The organism is Leisingera sp. XS_AS12, assembly GCF_041224635.1.
GTDB lineage: Bacteria > Pseudomonadota > Alphaproteobacteria > Rhodobacterales > Rhodobacteraceae > Leisingera.
The window spans coordinates 288,533-296,660 of sequence record NZ_JBGFGM010000111.1; the positions used below are offsets into that span (position 1 = coordinate 288,533).

10 protein-coding genes are annotated in these 8,128 nt (G+C 58.9%); 6 read left to right on the forward strand and 4 right to left on the reverse strand.

What is annotated here, in order from left to right; all coding sequences use genetic code 11:
• Window positions 1–28: 28 nt before the first annotated feature.
• From fliP to fliF, 4 genes are read right to left on the reverse strand one after another with little or no spacing between them, the layout of a single operon-like run.
• Window positions 29–883, reverse strand: a complete 855-nt coding sequence (gene fliP, locus AB9K35_RS18150) for a flagellar type III secretion system pore protein FliP (protein WP_369928258.1) — start codon at window positions 881–883, stop codon at window positions 29–31.
• Entirely contained in the window at window positions 883–1,215 is a 333-nt protein-coding gene (locus AB9K35_RS18155) for a FliM/FliN family flagellar motor switch protein (RefSeq protein ID WP_369928259.1), read from the reverse strand. Before AB9K35_RS18155 ends, fliP begins: the two co-directional genes overlap by 1 nt.
• A 25-nt stretch (window positions 1,216–1,240) precedes the next feature.
• Window positions 1,241–1,864: a hypothetical protein gene (locus AB9K35_RS18160; protein ID WP_369928261.1), complete on the reverse strand. Its 624-nt coding sequence runs from the start codon at window positions 1,862–1,864 to the stop codon at window positions 1,241–1,243.
• Between the two features lie 2 nt (window positions 1,865–1,866).
• Window positions 1,867–3,699 carry a flagellar basal-body MS-ring/collar protein FliF gene (fliF, locus tag AB9K35_RS18165; protein ID WP_369928263.1) on the reverse strand — a complete coding sequence of 611 codons (1,833 nt, stop codon included), beginning with the start codon at window positions 3,697–3,699 and terminating at the stop codon, window positions 1,867–1,869.
• Between fliF and fliL the strand changes: the two genes are divergently transcribed.
• The 6 genes from fliL to AB9K35_RS18195 all read left to right on the forward strand — a co-directional run bounded on the left by fliL (window position 3,698) and on the right by AB9K35_RS18195 (window position 7,634).
• On the forward strand, window positions 3,698–4,207 hold the full coding sequence (gene fliL, locus AB9K35_RS18170; protein WP_369928265.1) for a flagellar basal body-associated protein FliL: 510 nt from the start codon (window positions 3,698–3,700) through the stop codon (window positions 4,205–4,207). The genes fliF and fliL overlap by 2 nt on opposite strands.
• Window positions 4,208–4,218: 11 nt before the next feature.
• Window positions 4,219–5,208 (forward strand): flagellar motor switch protein FliM, encoded by a 990-nt coding sequence (locus AB9K35_RS18175; RefSeq protein WP_369928267.1) that lies wholly within the window; start codon window positions 4,219–4,221, stop codon window positions 5,206–5,208.
• Window positions 5,205–5,480 carry a hypothetical protein gene (locus AB9K35_RS18180; RefSeq protein ID WP_369928269.1) on the forward strand — a complete coding sequence of 92 codons (276 nt, stop codon included), beginning with the start codon at window positions 5,205–5,207 and terminating at the stop codon, window positions 5,478–5,480. The genes AB9K35_RS18175 and AB9K35_RS18180 overlap by 4 nt, the downstream gene beginning before the upstream one ends.
• A complete protein-coding gene (locus AB9K35_RS18185; protein ID WP_369928271.1) occupies window positions 5,480–6,103 on the forward strand; it encodes a MotE family protein in 624 nt (207 codons plus the stop codon). The genes AB9K35_RS18180 and AB9K35_RS18185 overlap by 1 nt, the downstream gene beginning before the upstream one ends.
• Window positions 6,104–6,250: 147 nt before the next feature.
• Window positions 6,251–6,871 carry a hypothetical protein gene (locus AB9K35_RS18190; RefSeq protein ID WP_369928272.1) on the forward strand — a complete coding sequence of 207 codons (621 nt, stop codon included), beginning with the start codon at window positions 6,251–6,253 and terminating at the stop codon, window positions 6,869–6,871.
• A gap of 43 nt (window positions 6,872–6,914) precedes the next feature.
• A complete protein-coding gene (locus AB9K35_RS18195) occupies window positions 6,915–7,634 on the forward strand; it encodes a hypothetical protein (protein ID WP_369928274.1) in 720 nt (239 codons plus the stop codon).
• Window positions 7,635–8,128 lie beyond the last annotated feature (494 nt).

An 8,128-nucleotide genomic window follows, 5' to 3' on the forward strand; every position in this document is an offset into this window, starting at 1 on the left:
TCCGGGAATTCAGTCAGTGCGGCCGCGTTTAACCGGCCGCGTAGGATTGGATCAGCGAACCGGCAAGCCGGTACCAGCCGTCGATGGCGACAAAGAAAATCACCTTGAACGGCAGCGAAATCATCACCGGCGAAAGCATCATCATGCCGGCGCCCATCAGGATGGCAGAGACGATCAGATCGATCGCCAGGAAGGGGACAAAGATCAGGAATCCGATCGTGAAGGCGCGCCTCAATTCGGAGATCATGAAAGAGGGCACCAGGACCGCCCAAGACACTTCCGAACGATCCGCCGGAAGGGCCGCAGCACCGTCGCCAGCAACCTGGTCAACCGTTCCTGTGGCCGCGTTCTGGCTGGCAAAACCCTGGAAGAGCGCGAGATCCTTGTCCCGTGTGTTCTTGACCATGAAGCCATGGAAGGGCTCCGCAATCCGCTCAACCGCCTGCTCTTCCGTGATCGACCCTTCAATCAGCGGGGCCAGGCCGTTATTCCAGCTGTCCTGGAACACGGGCTGCATGACAAAGAACGTCAGGAACAGCGAGAGCGAGGTGATGACCATGTTCGGCGGAGACTGGTTCAGCCCCAGCGCCATGCGCAGGATCGAGAGAACGATCACAAAGCGTGTGAATGACGTCATGACGATCAGCAGGCCGGGCGCGACCGACAGGATTGTCAGCAGCCCGAACATCTGCAGCAGGCGGCCGGAAAGCTCCCCGCTTCCATCGGCCTCCCCGCTCAGCGCCCCAGACAGCTCGCCAATCATCGAGCCGACCCCTGCCTGCTGTGCATCAGCAGAGGCAGCGCCAAAGGCAAGCGCGAGGCAGACCAGAAGGCCCAGCGACGCGATCCTGCGGTAGCTGAAAGTGATGGCGCTCAGGGCCATCACCGCATCTCCGGAACATGGTCTTTGACGATTTCGGTGAGAGTGATGCCCAGGCCGTCTTCGCCGACTTTGACCAGGTCACCGCGGGCCACGAGCCGGTCATTGATCATGACCTCCAGCGGCTGGCCGATGCGCTTGTCGAGCTCAACCACAGAGCCGCGGGACAGTGACAGCAGCTGCGCGACCGGCAGACGCGTCTGGCCAAGCACGACCTGCACGTCGAGCGAGACATTCATCATCGCATTCACGCTGTGACCGGCCCCTTCGGGCGCGCGCTTCTCGATTTCAGCAGCTGCAATGTCTTTCAGGAGGCTGTGAGTTTCGTCTGTCATATCAATCTTCCAGGATGTCTCGTATTCAGGATTTGGGTGTCGAAAGCAGGGCAAGGATATCCCCGCACAATTTCTCGAAGTCGTACTCGGAGCGGCCGTTCTTCCAGCTCGCGCAAGCCGAGGTTCCGCCAAGGGCCGGGTCTTCAATGACCTTGAGATCGACCTCAGCCCCTTCCGGGCGGACAATCCTGTCCGCCACCTCGCCAAGGCCCGGCGGGACCCGGACCTCCAGCCAAGGGCTTCCCAGTGCGCGCCGGGATACATGGGCGAGTTCGGTCATCAGCCTGTCCCGGCCAAATTCGCGTGCGAATTCCGGGAACAGTTTTTCGCAAAACTCCCGCATGAAGCCAGTCATTTCATCTTCTAGGAGCGCGCAATAGGCGGCCTGTTCTTCGGTCAGGCGGCTGATCTCGGGAACAAGCTGCTCGGCTACGGCCGTCTGGCGCTGCTCTATGCTCTGCAGCATTTGAGCTTCCCCCGCTTTGCGGCCGTCTTCATAGGCCGCTTCCCGGGCGGCCGCGACCGCTTCCGCCAGGGCCGCATCCAGTTCCTCGCGCGTGTAGCTTTCGATCCGCTCAACGGCCTGCTCGGCCTCGGCGCGTTTTTCCTCTTCGAAATCGGCAAGCTGCAGAATGCTCCGGACAGTCATGATCAACCCTTCTGATTGATCCAGCCGCGGATGGTGCGCAGCGAGCTGTCCGGGTCCGTTTCGATCAGCTTGTTCAGCTCATCGATCTGGCGGCGCATAACATTGCCGGAAACAGAAGCGATCGACATGTATTCTTCCTCGTTTTCCGGATCCTGAGCAGCTGCATCGGGCGCGTCCTGGCCCTCTTCCGCGCCAGCTTCGCCTTCCTCACCGCCTTCGGGCGTGTCCTCATTCGCTGCATCATCCGCAGCAGCCGCATTCTCTTTGGCTTCTTCCTGATCCCTCTCGGTATTCAGGTTGAGGGCGCGCATAAGCGGGCGCACGCCAAAGAGCAGCAGCAGGCCGACGACCGCGATTGCGGACAGCGATCTGAGAATGGCCCCGAAATTCATGGCCAGGATGTCCATGAAGCCGCTGCCGGCGGTCACCGCCTGAGAAGGATCCCCGGCCGCGAACTGCAGGCTTTCAACCGTGACCTTGTCGCCGCGGTCCTCATTGATACCGGCAGCCGAATGCGCCAGAGCGGACAGGCGGCTGATGTCCTCAGGAGTGCGCTCCGAATAGTTGCCATCCGGCCCCCAGGTGCCGTTGACGACCACCGCGACCGTCAGCCGCTTGATCTCTCCGGGTTCGCGAATGGTTTCAGATCGCGTGTTGCCAATCTCAAAGACGGACTCGTCCCTGCTGGATGTGCTCCGCTCTGTCCGGCCGCCGGCGCCGCCGCCGTTATCGATGCCAGGAAGATTATTCGCAACGTCGATGGTGTCCCGGCTGCCGTCTGAGCTTTCCGACTGATCAGTGACCGAGATCGTGGAGCGGGGGACCTGCTGGTCGGGATCGAAGCTTTCCTGCACCACGACTTCGCGAGCCGTATTGAGGTCAGCTGTCACGCGGACTCTGACGTTTTCCGCACCGACATGGGCAGCGAGAATGCTTTCCACGTTCCGGCGCAAACGGTCTTCGATTTCGGTCCGGGCGGAATTCAGGCCGGTGCCTTCGGTGATATCCTCTTCGCTCAGGATCGCCTGACCCGAGCCATCGAGAATTGTCACCCTGTCGGGCGACAGACGCGGCACCGCCGCGGCAACCAGGCTGCGGATTGCAAGTGCCTGGCTGCGCTCGAGCGGTGCGGTGCGGCGGGCGTGGATTACAACAGAGGAGGACGGCTCAGGGCGCTCCTGGGAGAAGGTTTCCCGGTCCGGCAGCACGAGATGAACACGCGCGCTTTCAACATTGCTGATCGTCTCAATCGAGCGCGCCAGTTCACCTTCCAGAGCCCGCAGCCGGTTGATCTGCTGCAGGAAGCTGTTCATGCCAAGGCCACCGCCCTGATCAAACAGCTCCCAGCCCAGATTGCCTTCGGGAGGAAGACCGGCCTGGGCCAGGGACATCCGGGCCCGCGCAATATCCCCTTCGGGAAGCGACAGCATGGTTCCGTCACTGGACACGCGCGGGGAGAACCCGGCCTGTTCAAGCTGGGCAAGCATGCGGGAAGCATCAGAGGCCGTCGCATCCATGACGAGCGGCCGGTACTTGGGCGCCATAGCGACGCTCAAGCCGATGACGAGGGCGGCGGTAAGGCCGACAGCCGTCGACCCCAGGAGGATGAGGCGCTTGCGCCCCAGCCCCTTCATGTTCTCAATGAAGTTGTTCACGTGATTGCTGGCTTGTCCGGTGTGGGTGGTCACTTTGCGAATTTGCGAAAACACTAAGCCGTATGCTGAGAGGCCACAAGATTTATTTTCGCATATCCTCCGGCTCTGCAATCTTCCCTTTGGGGGCAAGGTGCTGTAGGTTCTGTGCGAAAAAGTAATGCACCGGAGAAGCCTGTTCATGACCAACACTGTGCCGGACGCTGGTAAGGGCGGCCGAAACATGAAACTGATTGCCCTGATGTTCCTGCTGACTTTCGCCCTTGGAGGAGGGGCGGGCATCTATTCGTACTCCGCCTTAGGCCCGGGATTCCAGGCTGATGACGAGAGTGCGAAAAAGGAAGATGTGGCCGAGGCGCCCCTCGAGAAGAAGAGCCTGGAGATTGGGCGCATCACGATGACCTTGCAGGATGGCCTCGGCGGCAAGTCGCGTCACCTGCTGATCAATCCCATCGTCGTGATTGAAGCGGCCGGGGATGAGCTGGCTGAGGAGGGCAAGGATCCGGCCGCGGCATTGAAGCCGGTGCTGCGGGACAGCTTTGTTGAATACCTGTCCCAGCTCACAGTGCGGGAAGTCTCCGGCAGCGCTGGGATGAGCCTCGTGCGCAAAGAGCTGGCGCGCCGCGCCTCCGCACACCTGGAGAACGAAACCGTAACTGGCGTTCTCTTCCAGGATTTCGTCATTCAATAACAGGCCAAGTCATGCAAGAAACAATTTCCGATGTCCTGACGGCGCCTGCCGGATCGACGCGCTCTGTTGAGGAAGAGCTCATTTCGCAGGCGTCAGCCGGGGTGGCCGATCTGCCCATGCTGGACATCATCTTCTCCAGGATGGCCATCTCGCTGGTGTCAACCTTCAAGACCAAGGCCGCGTTCCTGTGCGACATCGCCTTTGACGAGGTTCAGTATCACAACTGGGAAGACATCGTGGCCGGTGTCGACAGGCATGGGATCTGCGCAAATGTCGAGGTCCGCCCGTGGGGCGGCACCATGGCTGTGGTTCTGGATTGTGATCTGATCTTCTCTGCACTGGAGATTCAACTCGGCGGCAAGCCGCGTCCCGGGTCCGCGCCCAAGCGGCCGGTTTCCGTCATTGAGCGGCAGATCGCCCGCGATCTGATCGACATGATCCTCGCCGATCTGTCCAGCAATATTTCACGCCTGACCGAAGCGGAATTCATTGTCGACACCCTTGAGGTTCCCCAGCAGATGCCCGCCTTGCACGGCGGCAAGACGCCTTGCGCCGTTGCCCGCATGTCGGTCGATATCGGAGGCTGCATGGGCACCTTTTCCGTCATCATCCCGATGATCACGCTCGAACCGGTGCAGGACAAGCTGTCGAAGATGTTCTTCGGGGACAAGCTTGGCGGCGACCTGTCCTGGCGCGAGCACATCCTGCGCAAGATCAATGGCTCCAATGTACAGGTGAAGGCTCAAGTGCATCAGCTGGCGGTGCCGCTGGTCGATATCCTTCAATGGGAGCCGGGCACAACGATTGATCTGGGCGTGTCGGATGACAAGGAGATCTCGCTCATCTGCTCGGGTATTCCGGTCATGTTCGGCTACGCCGGCAAGAGCAAAGGCGGCCGCATCGGCTTCCGCGTGATGCGGGAAGTCGATGATGCGGATCTGGATGCAGAGCAGGCTGAAGAGCTGGGCATTGCCAGGGGTGACGAGGAGGCGGCGCAATGACGTTTGACATGATCATCGACATCTTCATCCTCGGCGCGCTGTTTTTGATCGCCGGGTATATCTTCACCCTGAAGCGGAAGATCACAATCCTTCACCAGGCACTGCTTGAGGCGGAGCCGGTCTTCAAGGCCTATGAGGGCGCGATCGCCAGCCATTCCGCAAGCCTTTCCGGCTTCCGTGCAGACCTTGATCAGCAGCAGGCGGACAGCCGTGAGGAGGAAGACCTCCCGGGGGTTTTCTACGCGAAATTCGGCGGGGAGGGGAAACGGTAATGGCGCGATTGCTGAATGCAGCGGTGCTGGGCCTTGCTGGCCTGGCCGCCGCAAAGGGTGGTGCCCTCTATGATGCTCTGGGGCCGCTGATGCCTCAGCCCGCCTACGCTGCCTCGGAGGAGAGCGGCGAAGCTGAGACCGGCCCGGCCGAAGGGGAGACCGCGGTGAATGCGGCTGGCCCGGCAGCTTCCGGTGGCCTGTCCGAGCTGCTGATCGGCATCGAGGCGGAACGGGCCGAGCTCAGCAGCTGGCGGGATGAGCTGGCGCAAAAGGAGGCGGAAATCGCGCTTGCGAAGAGTGCTCTTGATGCTCAGGCTGAGCAGATGGAAGCGCTCAAGCGGGAACTTGAGCACCTCCTGAGCCGCTCGGCGCGGGAGAACACCGAAGACGTTTCGCGCTTGGTCGGCATCTACAAGGCGATGAAGCCTGTGCAGGCCGCTGCCATCATGAATGACGCGGATATCGAAGTGTCGGTCTTGGTTCTTTCGGCAATGGAGCCGCGCAACTCCGGACCGATCATTGCGCTCATGGAGCCGGTGCGGGCCCGGGCGATTTCCAAAATTATCCTTGAGCGCTCCCGCCTACCGGGTGATCAGAAACTGGTGAACCTGCGCCTGAACTAGGCGGTATCGAGGCGGCCCTTCAGTGCCGCCTCGTTGTTTTTGGAGGTGACCCAGCCACGAAGAGCCAGGACGGCTATAACCGTTGGCTGGACTGCGGGCAGCGGAGGCTGTCTGGGCATCCCAAAAGCAGTACGGCGAACGAAAGCGATGTCCGCATTGAGCCCTCTTTACGGCGTTTCTGCATTGCGGCTAAATTCCGCTATCATGGGAGCGACCAAAAAACCTTCAACAACCACATGGATTTTGAACAGGGTTTATGGCAGCGTCAATCTAGGTGTTTTGAGGCTGTGCCAAGAAGGAGCGTATTTGACACTGAGGCTTTTACAATGCTTATTGGGCGAGCTGGCCGCTATGTTGACAGGCATTTTTTTTGGAAGAGACAGACAACTCATGGAAGAATATCCATTTCCACAGAAGCCTAAAGACGTTGGATATCATGTCTTTCCCGAGGAGTTGGAGAACGACCAGAGCATCTTTTTCCATGGCACTTCTATGGAAAGTTTCAACGGCATCTTGAGAGAGGGGTTTCAACCAGGCCCTCAACTTGAGTCTGTATCCTTCTCAAGTGTAAGTTCTGTAGCCTTAGGCTATGCATGCGATGCAAGGACTGATGCTTCTCCTGCAGGCTGTGTCATAGCTGTAAGGTACTCAAACCTGAACGAGACGTGGATTACTCGCGAAAGCTTTGGCATACATGATTTTCGTCGTGATCCACAACCTGAGATAGTGGGATTTGTTACCGTTCCCGAGGATTATCGGCATATTTAACCCCCAGTTTAAACTTCACATAAACGCAATCCACGAAACACGTATGACCGCACTTAATTGGGAGCTGGCTCCCGAACATGTTCTCATCTTATCTGACAGCTTGGCGCTATCGGGTGACGACCATCGACCCGCGTTTATGACAACGAAGGTGTTCCCCCTGTCGCATCTGGGTTTGTGTATTGCAGGCACTGGTGTGCAACCTCTGGCTGAGCGGTTTTGGGCGCACGCGAATAGTAAATGCATAGTGTCAGACGTCGCCCACCTTGATGAGTACGCCACCGATATTCTTCGCGATCTTTGGCTGCAATTACACTCCGAGCCTGATTATCAGACCGAGGAAGCGCGTCGCTTCACGAGCACCGTTTACGTCTATGGGTGGAGCGCCGTCGATGAGGCTTTCATCGGCTTTGCTTACCGTTCGGCAAACGACTTCGTCTCTGAACCTATGAGCTACGGGATTGCCGCAAAACCTGCTCCAAACTCAGGTGAGCTTCCGCAGATGAGCGGACTTAAAGATTTTGCCGAGCTGATGCTACTGCAAAAGCAGGAAGACCGCGAACGTCCAAGAATGGAGCGTATCGGCATAGGTGGCGAAATATTAATGACGCTCATGGTTCGGGAGGAAACTGGCTTCACGGCAATCAAACAGCAACCGATTTTCAAGTTTGATGACTATGACGAAGACTGGGAATTAATACTCGCGAAACTACCCGAGAATCAGGACCATCCGCTTTCGATTGCGGCTCTTGCGAGGGACCCGTAGCATCTGTTGCACTGCTTAAACCTAGCTCGTTTCTACTTCAAATCTATTTGCTAAATCCGCCTTGTAAGTCATATATGCTGACCTAAATTTCTACTCCTCTTCTCAATTTCTACTCCTCTTCTCAACCGGGAGTCGGCGCGGCTAGGTTCTGGTCATGGTTTGTGGCCGGGTCATAAACCGCCGTTTTTGACCCACCCATTTCTCGAAGCGGCCATTGGCGCAGTGGCAGCGAAATGGCGCTCTGTTCGCATCTCTAACGTTCGGTGATGGTTGGTGGCTGCACCTGCGGCGAAAGGCAACTCCGTCCGCATATAGGATCAACACGATGTGCGGACATCCTCTTGCATCTAGGTCCGGGCGGCCTGTTCAGGGGCCGCCGCCCGCGGGCTTATGCCAGCCGTGCGATCGCGGCCGTGAAGGGCCCTTCCGGGATCCGGTCCGGGGCAAAGCTCTCCGCCGAGGCCCGTCCCCAGCGCTCATGCCAATCGGCCAGT

What these genes read in the sequence shown, in the direction of transcription:
- fliP (WP_369928258.1), bottom strand. Translation starts at nt 883, where the DNA reads ATGGCCCTGAGCGCCATCACTTTCAGCTACCGCAGGATCGCGTCGCTG.
- AB9K35_RS18155 (WP_369928259.1), bottom strand. Translation starts at nt 1,215, where the DNA reads ATGACAGACGAAACTCACAGCCTCCTGAAAGACATTGCAGCTGCTGAA.
- AB9K35_RS18160 (WP_369928261.1), bottom strand. Translation starts at nt 1,864, where the DNA reads ATGACTGTCCGGAGCATTCTGCAGCTTGCCGATTTCGAAGAGGAAAAA.
- fliL (WP_369928265.1), top strand. Translation starts at nt 3,698, where the DNA reads ATGACCAACACTGTGCCGGACGCTGGTAAGGGCGGCCGAAACATGAAA.
- fliF (WP_369928263.1), bottom strand. Translation starts at nt 3,699, where the DNA reads ATGAACAGGCTTCTCCGGTGCATTACTTTTTCGCACAGAACCTACAGC.
- AB9K35_RS18175 (WP_369928267.1), top strand. Translation starts at nt 4,219, where the DNA reads ATGCAAGAAACAATTTCCGATGTCCTGACGGCGCCTGCCGGATCGACG.
- AB9K35_RS18180 (WP_369928269.1), top strand. Translation starts at nt 5,205, where the DNA reads ATGACGTTTGACATGATCATCGACATCTTCATCCTCGGCGCGCTGTTT.
- AB9K35_RS18185 (WP_369928271.1), top strand. Translation starts at nt 5,480, where the DNA reads ATGGCGCGATTGCTGAATGCAGCGGTGCTGGGCCTTGCTGGCCTGGCC.
- AB9K35_RS18190 (WP_369928272.1), top strand. Translation starts at nt 6,251, where the DNA reads ATGTCCGCATTGAGCCCTCTTTACGGCGTTTCTGCATTGCGGCTAAAT.
- AB9K35_RS18195 (WP_369928274.1), top strand. Translation starts at nt 6,915, where the DNA reads ATGACCGCACTTAATTGGGAGCTGGCTCCCGAACATGTTCTCATCTTA.